The sequence below is a fragment of the Parasphingorhabdus sp. genome (genome assembly GCF_039939955.1).
Taxonomy (GTDB): Bacteria; Pseudomonadota; Alphaproteobacteria; order Sphingomonadales; family Sphingomonadaceae; genus Parasphingorhabdus.
The window spans coordinates 291,874-307,606 of sequence record NZ_JBDVHS010000006.1; the positions used below are offsets into that span (position 1 = coordinate 291,874).

The window sequence follows — 15,733 nt, forward strand, 5'->3', positions numbered from 1 at the left end:
CATTATCGCCACCATGCACTCCATTCTGCTGGCCATCAACTTTCCGGGTCGGCCGGTGCTGGTTTTGGCGGCATTCTCAGATAAGCGCGCTCGGCGTCGCGTAGATCAAAATGAACCACGCCGCGGCCAAGCAGTCGATTAACGCCGTCCATGCGCGCGAAATTCAGCAGAGCGGCCGATGCCGTTTCTTCGCCTTCCGGCAGGGCCAGCGTTTCACCGCTATCAAATTCAAGATTCCAGCGGCGATTGCCAATCCACGTCGCACCCGTCACCATCGGGCGGAGAGCCGGGGCCACATCGAGCAGTACATCCAGCTGAGTGAATTTCAAATTGGCTCTCTTGCCCACGATGACCGGCAGGTCGGGAATTTCTTCTTTGGTGATTTCTTCCAACGGATAGCCGGTTTTATCAATCAACGACAGATTGCCCTTATACTGCCAGACAGCAACAGGTTCACGCTCGATAATGTCCACGACCAGCGTGTCAGGAAGCCGTCGAGAAACCCGTGCATCTTTGATCCAGCCATCGGCCAACAAGTCGTCGCGTACTGCGTTAATGTCCACCAGCAGCATCGATCGATCTTTCTGCGCTAGGGTGATTTCATAGACTTTCAGTTCATCAATGCGATTGACGCCACTGACCTCGACCCGTTTCACTTCAAAACCGGCATTGCCGACCGCCGTTGCGACCTCGGCTTTGATACGGTCGTTGATACCGGAATAATGGGCGACGCTATAAGCACCCAGAACAAACACCGCCACCAGCCCCCATGTCAGGCCTTTTTGCACCTGCGCCTCGCTAACCGGCATCGCCCGCAGCATCTTGTCAAAAATCGAGACTTTCTTGACCTTGCGCTTGGCCTGCTTGCGCGGCTTGCCCTTAACCTTGCGATTGGTGCGTTTCTGGTTAGCTGTCATAGCGCATCTCTTATAATCAATTCGACCAATTGTTCATAGCTAATCCCGACATGCTTGGCCTGTTCGGGAACAAGACTGAGCGGCGTCATGCCAGGCTGGGTATTGGTCTCCAGCACGAACAAGCCTTCGACGCCTTGCTGATCGTCCCAGCGATAGTCGGTACGCGACGTCCCCTTGCAGCCCAAAATCTGATGAGCACGCAGAGCATAGTCGAGGCACAGCTGCTCAATATCTTTGGGAATTTCGGCAGGACAGACATGTTCGGTCAGACCATCGGTATATTTGGCATCATAGTCGTAGAAACCTTGCGCGGTCTTCAACTCGGTCACGCAAAGCGCCTTGCCGCCAACAACCGCAGTCGTCAGTTCGCGCCCCCGAATGAAAGGTTCGGCAAGCAATTCATCAAATTCCTGCCAAGGACCGACAGCGTCGCGACTGATCGGGTTTCCGTAATTGCTGTCATCGGTCACGATCGCAACACCGACAGAAGACCCCTCATTCACGGGTTTCAGAACATAGGGACGCGGCAATGGGTCAGCCTCATATAAGCTCGCGCTGGAAACAATTTCACCCTTTGGCATCGGGATTCCAGCGGGCACCAGCTGTTGCTTGGTTAATTCCTTGTCGATCGCGATCACCGAAGTGGCAAGCCCGCTATGGGTATAGGGGATTTGCATCAGATCGAGCATGCCCTGCACGCTACCATCTTCGCCCGGCACGCCGTGCAGCGCGTTGAACACAACATCAGGCTTGATGCCATCCAGTACGAGCGCAACATTGCGATCCATGTCGACGCGGGTCACCTGGTGCCCATTTTTTTCGAGCGCATCGGCAACACCATTGCCGCTGGTCAGCGATACGTCACGTTCTGCGGACCAGCCACCCATCAGGACCGCGATGTGGAGCCTATCACTCATGCTGCATCTCCCACGCGCTGAATTTCCCATTGCAGTTCGACGCCGCTATGGGCTTTGACGCGTTTGCGCACTTCATCTCCCAGCGCTTCAATATCCGCCGATGTGGCGCCACCGAGATTGATCAGGAAATTACAATGTTTCTCCGACACTTGTGCCTGCCCCATCTGCAAACCACGGCATCCGGCCGCGTCGACCAGCTGCCAGGCTTTTTGGCCATCCGGGTTCTTATAGGTAGAACCCCCGGTCTTGGTCCGCAGTGGCTGCGAAGCTTCGCGCTCTTCGGCGATGCGTTTCATTTCCGCGCCAATAATCTCAGGATCACCGGCATCACCGCTCAATGTCGCGCTCACGACAATGGATCCTGCGGGCAGGGTCGAATGGCGATAGCTATATCCCATGTCCGCTAAGGAAATCGTCGCCCGGTCGCCGTTGCGCAGGATCACATCCGCACTGTTCAAAATGTCACAAACTTCGCGGCCATAAGCGCCCGCATTCATGCGCACCGCGCCGCCAATTGTGCCAGGGATGCCCCGTAAAAATTCCATGCCAGCAATCCCGTGATCGCGGGCGGTGCTGGCTGCCGAGATACCGGGTGCCCCTGCCCCGCAGCGCAACGTTAGCCCATCTGCCTCAATAGCGGCAAAAGCCTTGCCCAGCCTGACGACCACGCCCGGAATGCCGCCGTCGCGGATGATCAAATTCGATCCCAAACCAAGCGGCCAGACCGCTATTGCCGGATCTAGGTCGCGCAGAAACTGCTGCAGATCTTCCATATCTTTTGGTTCGAACAGCCATTGCGCTGATCCACCGCTCTTGAACCACACCAAAGGCGCCAAGGGAGCATTTTCGGTCAGCTTGCCGCGCGCGTCGGGCATGGCGACAATTGCATTCATTTGCGCGCCGCCGCTATGTCGTCCGCAAGTCCCGCAGCCCATTTGGTAATATCACCGGCTCCCAGACAAATGACCATATCCTTTGGCTGCACTTCCTCCGCCAGCCGTTTCGCCAACGCCTGCTGATCTGCGACCGTTTCCGCAAGCCGATGCCCGCGCGTCTTCAATCCATTTACCAGTGCGTCGCTGTCAATGCCTTCGATGGGCTCCTCGCCAGCTACGTAAACCGGAGTCACAAAAACCATATCAGCGTCGTTAAACGCGCCTTGGAATTCTTCCATATGGTCGCGCAGACGAGTGAAACGATGCGGTTGCACAACAGCGATCACGCGGCCTTCTGCGCCTTCGCGTCCCGCCGAAAGCACGGCCTGAATTTCGACCGGATGATGACCATAATCATCGATGATGATCACACCGTCGACTTCTCCAACCTTTGTAAAGCGCCGTTTGACGCCCCCAAATTCATCAAAGCCCTTTGCGATCTGCGCGTCACTCATGCCCATCTCTAGCCCTACAGCAACTGCAGCAATGGCATTTTGTACATTATGTCGACCCGGCATGGGCAATGTAATCGCTTCAATGGTTCGGGTCTCACCATCTCGGTCACGGACATCCACATCAAACCGGTTGCCGCCGGGAATTGGTGTCACATTGACGCCTTTGACGTCGGCCTGAGCAGAAAACCCGTAAGTGGTGATCCGCCGGTCACGAATGCGCGTCAATACAGCCTGTACTTCGGGATGATCGATGCACAGAATAGCGGCCCCGTAAAAGGGGACATTTTCGATAAACTCGACAAAGCTGTCCTTGATCTTTTCGAAGCTGCCATAATGATCAAGATGCTCGGCATCGATATTGGTGACAACCGCAATCGTGCCGTCCAACCTTAGAAAACTGCCATCGCTTTCGTCTGCCTCAATCACCATCCACTCGCTGTCACCGAGCCGCGCGTTGGAGCCATATTGATTGATGATCCCACCGTTGATGACCGTTGGATCAATGCCGCCTGCATCCAGCATCGCGGCGACCATCGATGTTGTGGTCGTCTTGCCATGGGTACCGGCAATCGCAATGGTCGATTTGAGCCGCATCAGCTCGGCGAGCATTTCCGCCCGACGTACGAGAGGTATCCGGTTTGCCAGAGCCGCTTCTACTTCGGGATTGCCGCGTTGGACGGCCGTTGATGTCACCACAACCGCAGTGCCTTCAACATTCTCTGCGCTGTGACCGATTTTGACATCAATGCCCTTGGCTCGCAGGCCTTCCACCACATAGCTGTCGGCGATGTCGCTACCTTGAATTTGATAGCCCATATTGTGCATCACTTCGGCGATACCAGACATGCCGATGCCGCCGATGCCGACGAAATGGATTGTCCCGATATCCGTGCCAACGCCCTTCACTGAACATTGTCCTTGGCCAGTGCTTCCTTGCGAGATGACATCATCTGCTGCTTTTCTTTCTTCAATTTCATTGTCTTGCCCAGAGGGGAAGTTCCGAAGCTCTCGACCAAGTCAGCCAAATCATTCACCGCTTCCGGGCGACCGCATTTTGCCGCGAAACGCGCCGCATTTTCCAATGCGCCGGGCCGGAGCGCCATTTTCTGCATCTGCTTGGCAAGCTCTTTGGCCGTAAACTGCGATTGTGAAATCGCGCGCGCGCCGCCGGATTCCACCATTTCTTTCACATTATATGTCTGATGATCATCCATCGCGCTTGGCAGCGGTATCAAAATCGCCGGACGGCCAGCGGTGGTCAGTTCGGCGATAGTCGACGCCCCTGCCCGCCCAATCACCAAATGTGCCCAACCTAAACGCTGGGGCAGGTCTGACAAATAGGTAGCCAGTTCCGCTGGAATATCATGTTCGGCATATTTCGCGCGCACATACTCAATATCTGCTTCGCGGCATTGCTGGGTGATCTGCAACCGGCGGCGTAAATGCACCGGCAGCATAGCCATGGCGTCCGGCACCACATCGGAAAGGATGGAAGCCCCTTGACTGCCGCCCGTCACCAATACGCGGAAAATGCCATCTTCCAGCAACGGCGGATAAGGTTCTTCCCGCAAGGCGACCACTTCCTCGCGTACCGGGTTGCCGACGAGATGAACCTTTTCCAGATATTTCGGCTTTATCCGCAATACGTCGGGATAGGCCGTAGCAATGGCATTGACCGTCCGCGCCGCAAGCCGGTTGACGCGACCGAGCACCGCATTTTGTTCGTGCACGACCGTGGGGATATTCTGGCTGTTCGCCGCAAGCAAGGCGGGATAGGCGGGATAGCCACCAAAGCCGATAACGGCCGATGGCTGGAATGTGTCGTAAAGCTCCATCGCCATTCGGCGACCTTTTAGAATGGCGCGTGTTCCACCGACCCAACTGCGCGGGTCCTTGGTAATCCGGCCAGCGGGCAGAACATGAACCTGCGCATCATCAACCATGCCAGGGATTTTTTCACCACGTTCGTCGGTGATCAGCGCCACCCGATGGCCACGCAATACCAGTTCCCGGGCCAATGCATAAGCCGGAATCATATGGCCGCCGGTTCCACCAGCGGCCAACACATAATGTTTCGAAAAACTCATATCGGCATCCGTCCTCGCTCGGGCCAAGCCGAGACATATTGTGAACGGTCAAGATACGGGTTTCGTCGCGTAAATGCGAGCAAAAGTCCAACCCCGATACACAAAGCCAAAATCGATGATCCACCATAGCTGATGAACGGCAGCGTCATACCTTTGGACGGGAAAAGCTGAAGGTTCACCGCCATATTGATCAGCGCCTGTCCGCCGAATTGAGCGGTCAGACCAGACACGGCGAGAATGATGAAATTATCCTCTTCATCAAGCAGCCTCAGGAACACGCGGACGATGATCGCAAGATAGACCAGTGCGATGGCGATACAGGCAAGGAGTCCGAATTCTTCGCCGATGACCGAAAAAATATAATCGGTATGCGCTTCGGGCAGTTTGAACTTCGCAGTCCCCAGTCCCGGCCCGGTGCCCAACAAGCCACCGCCCGTCAAAGCCTTGTGCGCCAGCATGACCTGATCAAACTCGCCTCCGCCAAACAGCCATGCGTTGATCCGTTGGGTCGCAACGGGATATAGAAAATAGGCCGCAAAAAGACTACCAACACCAGCAATGCTGACCGCCCCAATCAACCGCGCTGACAAGCCGGAAACGGTCATTACCGCAAACCAAATGCCACAGAAGATAATCGTCTGACCCAGATTGGGCTGCATCATCAAAAGAACCGCGATAACTCCGGTCAATATCACAGAAAGCGAAATAACCGGCAAAGCTGGGTCCTTGACCCGGAGAGATAACAGCCATGCCAGCGTCACCGCATAAAGCGGTTTGAGAAACTCACCCGGCTGAACAGTCGCAAAACCATAGCCGATCCACCGCTGCGCGCCGTTGACGGATTTGCCAAAAACCGGAACGAGGAATAACAGAACGAGAGCTCCGATAGCCGCCAAAATGGCAAAACGCCGCGCTTGTTCTTTCGGCAGCATCGAAACCACTAGCATCAGCGGGACACCGATCACCACCCAGCCAAGCTGGCGGTAGAAATAATATAAGGGTTCGATCGTAACCGCCGCAGTGCTTTGCTTCATCGCAGTGACAGGCGAAGCTGCGGCAACCGCGATCAAACCAATGGCAACCAGCGTCAGGATCAATCCGAGCAAAACCCGATCAAGTTCCCAAAACCAGATCGCGAGCGGAGACCGATCACTGCGCCCGAGGCGTGATTCCAATTGAAAGCGTTTCTTTTTGATCGCTTCCGCAATTTCCGGGCGAGGCGTTTCGGCGCTGGCATTTTGTTCAGATGTGCTCATCAGCCTGCCTCCCCGGTTGCAGTTCCGATTAAACCATTTTCTATCACCGAATTGACAGCGCTGCGGAAACAATCGCCGCGCGCTTCAAAATCGCGAAACTGATCAAAAGACGCACAGGCTGGCGACAGCAAAACCACTTCACCAGGCTTGGCATTGGCCGCCGCGCGTTGCACCGCGGTCAAGATCATTTCACTGGATTCGACCGGCATATGATCCGTCAATAATGTTCCAAACAAGGGTCCAGCCTCGCCGATGGTATAAGCATGGACAACATTTTTGTAGAAGGGTTCACATTCGGCCAGCGTGTCGCTCTTTGGCAGGCCACCGAGGATCCAATGAATTTTCGGATAAGCGCCAAGCGCGGGGCCAGTGGACGCGGGATTGGTTGCTTTGCTGTCATTCACAAACAACACCCCGTTGGACTCCGCAACACGTTCCATCCGGTGCGCCAAACCAGAAAAGGACTCTAGCGCCGGACGCCATTGCGCTTCAGAAATACCCAACGCTTCAACCACAGCGATGGCCGCAATGGTGTTTTGAAGATTATGCGGCCCCTGCAGCGATGGCCAATCTGCTTGTCCGGCAATCTCCGTAGCGCTCGTATCGACAATATCCTGGACATGGCCCAAATCGCGCAGACCGTGCAGAGCCATTCGGGTTTTTTCATCATCACCAGCAAATATTGCCGTATGTTCGGGCGTCAACATATCGAACAGGCGTGCTTTGGATGCGGCATAAGCATCAAACCCGTCATAGCGATCCAGATGGTCGGGACTGATATTGAGCAAGAGCGCAACGTCACAATCGAGACTATGCGTCAGATCAATCTGGTAGCTTGATAGCTCCAGAACATAAACACCACCCTCTGGCATCGGCGGCTGCGATAGAATGGGTACTCCGATATTCCCGCCCATCAAGGCGGGTACACCCGCGCTTTCCAATATATGATGGATCAAGGCGGTCGTCGTGGACTTTCCATTAGTGCCCGTGATGCCGACAACCCGATGCGGAGGCAAGGAAGACCGCGCCTGAGAAAAAAGCTCGATATCACCGACGATGGGGACTCCGTCGGCTTCTGCCTTTTGCGCAATAGGGTGGTTGTTCAACGGTACACCGGGAGACACAACAATAGCATCATAGCCGGTCAAATCTGATTCCAGAGGATCAGCGACAAGGGCTTTATCCGCGACACTGTCGCGCAATTCTTCACGATTATCCCAAGCAAGCAATTCTGCTCCGCTCGCGTGCAAGCTCTCCAGCACGGCCATGCCGGAACGAGCCAATCCAAGGATGGCATAACGTTTTCCAGCAAAAGCGGAGGAGACAATCATCTGAGTTTCAACGTTGCCAAGCCGGCAAGGGCGAGCACCAGACTGATGATCCAGAAACGGATCACGATGGTGGATTCGGACCAGCCAAGCTGCTCAAAATGGTGATGGATCGGGGCCATGCGAAAGACACGGCGACCGGTGCGTTTGAAGAAGAAGACCTGAACAATGACCGATACCGCTTCCAGCACGAACAAGCCGCCGACGATTGCCAGCACGATTTCATGATGGATGGAAACCGCGATGGCGCCAAGCGCTCCGCCGAGCGCCAGACTGCCGGTGTCTCCCATGAAGACCGCTGCGGGCGGCGCATTGAACCACAAGAAGGCGAGACAGGCTCCGATCACACAGGCGCAGAAGATTGCCAGTTCACCGGCTCCGCGAACAAATGGGATACCGAGATATTCCGAGAAAACGGCATTGCCGGAAAGATATACGAGGATCAGGAAGGTCGCGCTGGCGATCACCACCGGCATGGTGGCAAGGCCATCCAGGCCGTCGGTCAGATTAACCGCATTACCCGCTCCGACAATCACAAACATGGCAAAGGGAATATAGAAATAGCCCAGATCAATCTGCACATCGTTGAAAAACGGCACATAGAGACTGGTCCCTATCTGCTCCACAATCATCCAAGTGGCGAGGCCCGCAACCACAAATTCCAGCAACAGACGCACACGCCCTGGAACGCCTTTGTGGCTGGCTTTACGGACCTTGTCATAGTCATCCATGAAACCAATGGCGCCAAAACCGAGCGTCACGAAAATACAGGCCCAGACAAACATATTGCTGAGGTCCATCCACAGCAGCAGCGACGTCACAACGGAGATCAGGATCATCAGACCACCCATCGTGGGAGTTCCTGCTTTTTTGAGATGGGTAATCGGGCCGTCCTCGCGGATCGGCTGCCCCTTGCCCTGCCGCATGCGCAGCATGCTGATGAATTTGGGACCGATCAAAAGCCCAATGAACAAAGAGGTTGAAACGGCGGCACCGGATCGGAAACTCAGATACCGAAAGACATTGAAAATGCCTTCAAATTCAAACCATTGTGCCAAAAAATAAAACATCAATACTCCCCACTCACCAACGCGGAAACCACGGAGGAAAGTCCCAAATAATTCGATCCCTTGATCAAAAGAGCATCACCATCGTCGAGCATTTTTCCCGCCTCGGCCAAAGCCTCCGAAGCATTTTCGACATGTGATATTTTGACATTCGGATCAAGGTTCCGGTCCAGTTCCGCGACGGTATGTGCCATATCTTCGCCGACTAAAATGATCGCATCCGCCCCGCTTTGCAAAATATCGTCCGCCAATGCCGCATGATAATGCACTGACTGCTCCCCTAGTTCGCCCATTGCGCCCAGAATAGTAATTTTTCGCCCTGTGGACTGCTCTGCTGCAAAAAGTTGTAACGTAGCCTTCATCGACGCCGGATTTGCATTGTAGCTTTCATCGATGACGACTGCTTTGCCGCCCGACTTAAGGGACACGAAATGCCTGCGACCGCGGCCGTCAATGCCGCTCATCTCAGCAAGCGCAAGACCCGCGGATGCAAGATCGCCGCCAACCGCGCGCACCGCGGCCAAAATTGCCAAGGAATTGGACACCCAATGCTGTCCTGCCTCGGCTATCGTGAAACAAAGGCTCTGATCACCAAGCTTCGCGGTGACAAGTGAGCCGCCTTCAGGAGCGGAAACCATATCCACGGCACGGACATCCGCCTCGGTATCAAATCCGAAAGATATCACTTCACCTGCGTAGCGTTCTGCCTTCTTCCGCAACCGCTGATAATAAGGGCTGTCATGCGGAATGATCGCTGTTCCGCCCGGCATCAGCCCTTCAAAAATCTCAGCCTTGGCATCAACAATGCTTAGCTCACCATTGGGAAAGTTACCGATATGAACCGGCGCGATAGCGGTAATGATGGCAGCATGCGGACGAACAAGACGCGTCAACGCAGACAGTTCATGCGCGTGATTCATACCCATTTCGAAAATACCATATTTGCTATCTTCGGGCATCCGAGACAGGCTCAACGGAACGCCAACATGGTTATTATAGCTTTTGACCGATCGATGGGCCGCACCAAAAGAACAGCGTTTCAATGCCGCGTATAAGGCTTCTTTGGTTCCGGTCTTCCCGACCGATCCAGTCACTCCGATGATCTTTGCATCGGTGCGCGCCCGCGAAGCTTTTGCCAGCGCGTCGAGAGCCTGAGCCGTGTCGGTTACCAATATATGGGGGCCATCAACGGGCTTGCTGACCAAGGCACCGGCGGCACCAGAAGAAAAGGCCTGTTCGACGTGAAGATGGCCATCGCTATGCTCACCTTTGAGCGCCACAAAAAGGTCGCCCGGACCAATTTCACGCGAGTCAAAAGCAACACCGTCAGCGGTAAAATCCGCGCTAGCTTTGCCTGCCGTCGCTTCCGCTATGGCGGATGATGTCCACAAATGAGTCATAGCGGCTGCGCTCCTGCACATTCTCGCGCCACTTCGACATCATCAAAGGGGATGACCCTGTCCCCGACAATCTGGCCTTGTTCATGGCCTTTTCCAGCCAGCAGAATGATATCTTGAGGACCAGCGAGATCAATTGCCTGCGCAATAGCCTTCCGCCGGTCAGCGACATTGTCGGCACCACTGGCGCCCGCCATGATTTCAGCGCGGATAGTGGCTGGATCTTCGCTGCGTGGATTGTCATCCGTCACGATCACATGATCAGACATTTCTATCGCAATCTTGCCCATTTCCGGGCGTTTGCCTTTATCCCGATCTCCACCGGCGCCAAAGATAGTGATCAGCTTACCGGTCACATGAGGCCGCAAGGCTTCAATCGCCGCACGCAAGGCTTCGGGAGTATGTGCATAATCAACATAGACAGGCGCGCCGGCACGAGTAATCACCGCGCGTTCCATCCGCCCGCGCACGGGCTGCACCCGCTGCATGTGATCGAAGATATTTGCCAATAGTCCACCAGTCGCCAGCACGATGGCGGCTGCGCACAAAATATTTGCGGCTTGATAGGCGCCAATGAGCGGCAGCGAGATACGGTGCGTATTCCCCTGCGCTTTCACCATCAGGACCTGACCCAAATGGGTTGGCGTTTGCGACACCAGCCGCAACGTCGATCCATTTTCACCGACCGTTAGCAGATCCAGTCCGCGGTCAACCGCATGCTGGATCGCTTTGCCCGACCATGGATCATCATCTGCCCAAATTACCGCGGTTCCGTCGCTCGCCGTAACCTCGTCAAACAGTCGCATCTTGGCATCAAAATAACTATCCATATCGCCATGATAATCCAGATGATCACGGCTCAAATTGGTAAAGGCTGCGATTTGAACCGGCAGTCCTTCTGTGCGATATTGCGACAGACCATGGCTTGATGCTTCAAAAATCGCATGGCTAACGCCTTCCCGCGCGAGGCCAGACATGTTGGAGAGAAACGTCACGATATCGGGGGTGGTCAATCCCGTCTTGACCTGATCATCTGCGGTTGTGACGCCGAGCGTTCCGATAGATGCGCTATTGTGCCCGTCCATCCGCCACAATTGACGGGTCAGCTCCGCGATCGACGTCTTGCCATTCGTACCGGTAACAGCGGCAACATGAGTGGGCGCCGGGACAAAATACCGAGCGGCCATCTGTGCGAACAAGCGCCTCGGCTCTTCGTCGACAACGTGCACCGCACCCTCAACGACCGCATCCGGATGCGCGACCACCGCGATAGCACCAGCCGCAACCGCCGCTTCGATAAAATCTTCGCCGTTAAACTTCGCACCCCGAAAAGCGCCAAATATATTACCCGATGCAATCTTGCGGTGATCAATGGCAAAGCCGCTGACCGTCTGGTCTCCAGCATCCCCGTTCAACCCTGGCACCAGACTATTCAGCCGCATGATTTTCCTCTTCGGGTTTCGCCTTTGGTTTCCAGAGAAGCGGCGTCAATTCCGCAACATCGACATCGCGATGTTCATCCGGAATAACCCCGAGCATTGGACCAACGCGTGGCACCACTTTCTTCACAACCGGCGCTGCCGTCCAACCCGCTGTGCGCTGAAAGGACGTATGTGCCGTCCCTTTAGGTTCATCGAGCATCGTGATCAGCACATAACGCGGATTATCCATCGGAAAGGCAGCCGCGAACGTCGAAACCAGTGACGTCTTATTATAACCGCCCTCAGATGGTTTTTCTGCTGAACCCGTTTTGCCACCAACCCGGAAACCTGCGGCATCCGCCTTGCGGCCGGTCCCGTCCGAAACAATCATCCGCAGCAACTGACGCATCCGTGCGCTGGTCGCTGCCTTGAAGACCCGGCGGCCCTTGGCTTCTTTTCCAGGCTCCACTTTCAACAATGTTGCCGGACGCCAGATACCACCGTTCACCAGCGCCGCATAGGCACTGGCCAGATGGAGGGGCGTAACCGCAATACCGTGGCCATAAGCCACCGTCATATTGGTAACCCTTCCCCAGCTACGTGGCCAAATGGGATGTCCTTTTTCGACCAGTTCAATATGTGGCCGTTCGTCAAATCCAAGCCGGCGGAACATATCCTCCATAGGTTCCTTGCCGAGATTATCGGCAATACGGGCCGTAACGATATTGGAGCTGTGCACCAGAGTTTCTGGCACATTCAGATAGCGATCCTGGCTGTGGTCATCCTTGATCGTAAAGCCTGCGACCTTGATCGGCTCCATCGCATTATACCGGACCGCCAGATCGGAAACCGTACCGGCATCCAAAGCAGCGGCAACGGTCAACGGCTTAAACGTCGACCCCAGCTCGAACACACTCTGAGTCACCTCATTATTCTGGTGCTTCATCGATTCCTGCCGAATTTTATTGGGATTGAACACCGGAAGCGAGGCCAACGCCATAACTTCGCCGGTTTCAACGTCCAAAATAATGCCGGCCGCGCCCCGCGCTTCCGTCATGACCATTGCGTCCTGAAGCTCGCTTTCCAGCGCTGCTTGCACCCGACTGTCGATCGACAATGTCGCGGGCGCGCCACGTACATTCTTGTCTGTAAGACGGTCATTCAGCGCGCGCTCCACGCCCATCACGCCTTTGCCATCCGCATCCACATAGCCAAGAACATGCGCCGCCAAATCACGCTGCGGATAGAGCCGCTCATCCTCACGAGGAAATTCGATACCGATTTCACCCAATGCATGAACCTGCTTGACCTGTTCGGGCAGCGCCCGGCGGCGAAGATAGGTAGGACGAGACCCATTGAGTTTTTGCAGAAACTCTGCGGCACTCGTATCCGGGAAGATTGATGAAAGCTGCCGCGCCAACGTCTTTTTGTCGCCCAGCAGCCGGGCTGGCACCACGCGAACGGCATAGCCACGCATGGTCCGTGCTAGCGCAACGCCATTACGATCTACGATATCTCCACGCGCAGGAACAAAGGCGCTACTTGAGGCCCGATAGGGCGTGGCATCTTCCAAAATCGAAAAACTGGCCAATCGTCCAACAATGATCGTGAAAGCCGCCAGGAAAACCAGCAGCAACACCATCAACCGGAAATGGGCGCTTGCGACGACTTCCTTAGCTTTGCCCGAGAATTGAACCTTCTTGCTGTTGGCCAGAAGTGTCGTCATCGAGCGAGGCTCTCAATCTTTTCTGCAATTGCTTTTCGACCGAGATCGCGAACAAGACCGTCATCGAGCAACTTGTCTTCCAAAAAGGCCACTCGCGTAGTCCGCGTTTGCGCCTCACCAGCCATTTTGCCGGAAACACCATCCTTCGCCGTACCGGAATGGCTATCTCTTCCAATTGCGCTGCCATCAGGATTTCTGTCCTTTGCCTGCGCGGTACCGAATACCGAACCGATAATACCGGCCGGCTTGATGCTCTCCATCGAACTGATCACCGCCACTTGAACGGGTTTGCGTAGATCTTTGCCGCCAAGATTTGCGAGCGCCCTCTCGCCATCGAGATATTGCGAAGCCTGCGGCGACGCATAGCCAAATTCCAGCTTATTCCAGTCTTCTAACTGTCGCAGATTGGCGCGCGCGCTAAATTCTGTTTCCAGATAACGAATTTCTTTTTTGACCTCGACGATCTGGCTGTCGGTCCGCGCAAGGTCGCTGCGCAAGGTCGCGACACTGAGCGAAAGCGGATATAATAAAATCGCCACCAGAAAAACCAGGGCGAGCCATCCTATTCCTTCAAGGCGTTTGACTGCTAGCTTCATTGCTCTCCACCATCGCTGGACGGCGCGCTTGTTCGCACCGCTGATCTTAGGGTGGCGGAGCGGGCTCGGGGATTACGCGCCTGCTCCGCCCCGGCCGGACGCACCGCTTTGGCTGGTTTTTGAAAGGTGGGTGCCGGCCGTGTCTCGTTAACCTGGGGAAGATGGCGAGAACCAGCAGACTTTAGTCCGCTGCGATCCCGCAGAAAATTTTTGACAATGCGATCTTCGAGGCTGTGAAAGGTAACAACCGCAAGACGGCCGCCAGGCTGCAACAGTTTTTCCGCCGCTACCAAACCGTCTTCCAGTTCGCCCAATTCGCGATTGATGTGGATACGAATGGCTTGAAAGGTCCGGGTTGCCGGATCCTTTTTATCACCCGCCCGAAATCCCAAAGCTTTTCTGACAACCTGCGCGAGCTGCGCGGTCCGGGTTAGGGGCCGTGCAGCAACAATCGCCTTGGCGATCCGCCGTGACCGACGCTCCTCACCATAGCGATAGATCACGTCGGCGATCATCTCTTCATCTGCTTCATTTAGAAAATCAGCTGCGCTCTCTCCATCACGCGCCATCCGCATGTCGAGCGGACCGTCTTTTTGGAAAGAAAAGCCGCGCTCCGCCTGATCCAGCTGCATGGAAGACACGCCGATATCTAGCGTTACGCCATCAATATCTTGTTCAACCAAAACTTCCGCCATTTCGGAATAGCGAGCATGATGGAGCCTCAGCTTGCCGTCACGATCATCAACCATGGTCTGACCGGTTGCGATGGCATCGGGGTCCTGATCAAAGGCATGCACCGTCGCGCCAGCATCCAGCATCGCAGCGCTATAACCACCCGCACCGAATGTGCCATCGACATGCGTCTCACCAGGGGTAATGGCGAGCGCGTCGATCACTTCATCAATCAGAACGGGAACATGTGATGGCGCAGCCGCAAGGGTCACTTCTGTTTCCCTCCGCTTTTCTGGCCCGCTTCTTTCAGGTGATGCTCCACCAAACGGCGGTCGACCGGAACGTCATCCGTCGTGTCGAGCAATGTCTGTGGGTTCCAGAGGCAAAAGGTCGTACCAATGCCGTGAAACAGCACGTGGCTATCCAGCTGGCCAATATCTCTCAGCTGCGGCGGAAGGATGAAGCGACCGCTCGCGTCAAAACTCAAGTCCTGTAGCGAAGAAAATTTCCGGGCACCGGCGGCATCTTTATCGAAACTATCGCCGCGCGCGATTGCTGCTTCCCATTGTTTGTCAATTTCAGAGAGCATGTCCGCTTTACGGCTGAGGCCAAAGCCAACCAAGCAATCCCATTTTTCATGGGTACCGAGGCAAAGCGTCCGGCCATCACTGCTTTCTACCAGGTTCTTGCGCAGGAAAGCGGGTACCGACAAACGACCTTTGTCGTCTATCGCCGATATCGCGGAACCTGAATATGCATATGCACCTGACACAGCCGAAAATCCCTCACCCGTATCGGCGGCAATAATCTCCCCGCTTCAAAAGCGCGCTTTTCAACGCCCTTCCGAAAATAAAATCCCGGACAGGAAGAATACCCCGATAACAAAACAGGGTTATCAGGGGAGCGGCGGGGATGGAAGGGGATTTTACGGGATTTTAAGGGTTATAAGAATTAACTTA

At 55.1% G+C, this 15,733-nt stretch carries 14 protein-coding genes; all 14 read right to left on the reverse strand.

Annotation, left to right across the window (positions count from 1 at the left end):
* Positions 1 to 35: 35 nt before the first annotated feature.
* The 14 genes from ABJG22_RS12580 to ABJG22_RS12645 are packed head-to-tail and all read right to left on the reverse strand — an operon-like array spanning position 36 to position 15,546.
* The gene (locus tag ABJG22_RS12580) at positions 36 to 917 is read right to left on the reverse strand and encodes an FtsQ-type POTRA domain-containing protein (RefSeq protein WP_348020617.1); all 882 of its coding nucleotides are present in this window, start codon (positions 915 to 917) and stop codon (positions 36 to 38) included.
* Complete coding sequence (locus ABJG22_RS12585; RefSeq protein ID WP_348020618.1) at positions 914 to 1,834, reverse strand: D-alanine--D-alanine ligase; 921 nt, start codon at positions 1,832 to 1,834, stop codon at positions 914 to 916. Before ABJG22_RS12585 ends, ABJG22_RS12580 begins: the two co-directional genes overlap by 4 nt.
* Positions 1,831 to 2,727 (reverse strand): UDP-N-acetylmuramate dehydrogenase, encoded by an 897-nt coding sequence (gene murB, locus ABJG22_RS12590; RefSeq protein WP_348020619.1) that lies wholly within the window; start codon positions 2,725 to 2,727, stop codon positions 1,831 to 1,833. The genes ABJG22_RS12585 and murB overlap by 4 nt, the downstream gene beginning before the upstream one ends.
* Positions 2,724 to 4,130 carry a UDP-N-acetylmuramate--L-alanine ligase gene (gene murC / locus ABJG22_RS12595; protein ID WP_348020620.1) on the reverse strand — a complete coding sequence of 469 codons (1,407 nt, stop codon included), beginning with the start codon at positions 4,128 to 4,130 and terminating at the stop codon, positions 2,724 to 2,726. The genes murB and murC overlap by 4 nt, the downstream gene beginning before the upstream one ends.
* On the reverse strand, positions 4,127 to 5,311 hold the full coding sequence (murG, locus tag ABJG22_RS12600) for an undecaprenyldiphospho-muramoylpentapeptide beta-N-acetylglucosaminyltransferase (RefSeq protein ID WP_348020621.1): 1,185 nt from the start codon (positions 5,309 to 5,311) through the stop codon (positions 4,127 to 4,129). Before murG ends, murC begins: the two co-directional genes overlap by 4 nt.
* Complete coding sequence (locus ABJG22_RS12605; RefSeq protein ID WP_348020622.1) at positions 5,308 to 6,567, reverse strand: putative peptidoglycan glycosyltransferase FtsW; 1,260 nt, start codon at positions 6,565 to 6,567, stop codon at positions 5,308 to 5,310. The genes murG and ABJG22_RS12605 overlap by 4 nt, the downstream gene beginning before the upstream one ends.
* Positions 6,567 to 7,898 (reverse strand): UDP-N-acetylmuramoyl-L-alanine--D-glutamate ligase, encoded by a 1,332-nt coding sequence (gene murD, locus ABJG22_RS12610; RefSeq protein WP_348020623.1) that lies wholly within the window; start codon positions 7,896 to 7,898, stop codon positions 6,567 to 6,569. Before murD ends, ABJG22_RS12605 begins: the two co-directional genes overlap by 1 nt.
* On the reverse strand, positions 7,895 to 8,965 hold the full coding sequence (mraY, locus tag ABJG22_RS12615; protein ID WP_348020624.1) for a phospho-N-acetylmuramoyl-pentapeptide-transferase: 1,071 nt from the start codon (positions 8,963 to 8,965) through the stop codon (positions 7,895 to 7,897). Before mraY ends, murD begins: the two co-directional genes overlap by 4 nt.
* The gene (gene murF, locus ABJG22_RS12620) at positions 8,965 to 10,362 is read right to left on the reverse strand and encodes a UDP-N-acetylmuramoyl-tripeptide--D-alanyl-D-alanine ligase (protein WP_348020625.1); all 1,398 of its coding nucleotides are present in this window, start codon (positions 10,360 to 10,362) and stop codon (positions 8,965 to 8,967) included. The genes mraY and murF overlap by 1 nt, the downstream gene beginning before the upstream one ends.
* A complete protein-coding gene (locus ABJG22_RS12625; RefSeq protein WP_348020626.1) occupies positions 10,359 to 11,801 on the reverse strand; it encodes a UDP-N-acetylmuramoyl-L-alanyl-D-glutamate--2,6-diaminopimelate ligase in 1,443 nt (480 codons plus the stop codon). The genes murF and ABJG22_RS12625 overlap by 4 nt, the downstream gene beginning before the upstream one ends.
* On the reverse strand, positions 11,788 to 13,506 hold the full coding sequence (locus ABJG22_RS12630; protein WP_348020627.1) for a penicillin-binding protein 2: 1,719 nt from the start codon (positions 13,504 to 13,506) through the stop codon (positions 11,788 to 11,790). The genes ABJG22_RS12625 and ABJG22_RS12630 overlap by 14 nt, the downstream gene beginning before the upstream one ends.
* Entirely contained in the window at positions 13,503 to 14,102 is a 600-nt protein-coding gene (locus ABJG22_RS12635; RefSeq protein ID WP_348020628.1) for a hypothetical protein, read from the reverse strand. Before ABJG22_RS12635 ends, ABJG22_RS12630 begins: the two co-directional genes overlap by 4 nt.
* Entirely contained in the window at positions 14,099 to 15,046 is a 948-nt protein-coding gene (gene rsmH / locus ABJG22_RS12640) for a 16S rRNA (cytosine(1402)-N(4))-methyltransferase RsmH (protein WP_348020629.1), read from the reverse strand. The genes ABJG22_RS12635 and rsmH overlap by 4 nt, the downstream gene beginning before the upstream one ends.
* Positions 15,043 to 15,546, reverse strand: a complete 504-nt coding sequence (locus tag ABJG22_RS12645) for a division/cell wall cluster transcriptional repressor MraZ (RefSeq protein ID WP_348020630.1) — start codon at positions 15,544 to 15,546, stop codon at positions 15,043 to 15,045. The genes rsmH and ABJG22_RS12645 overlap by 4 nt, the downstream gene beginning before the upstream one ends.
* Positions 15,547 to 15,733: the final 187 nt, after the last annotated feature.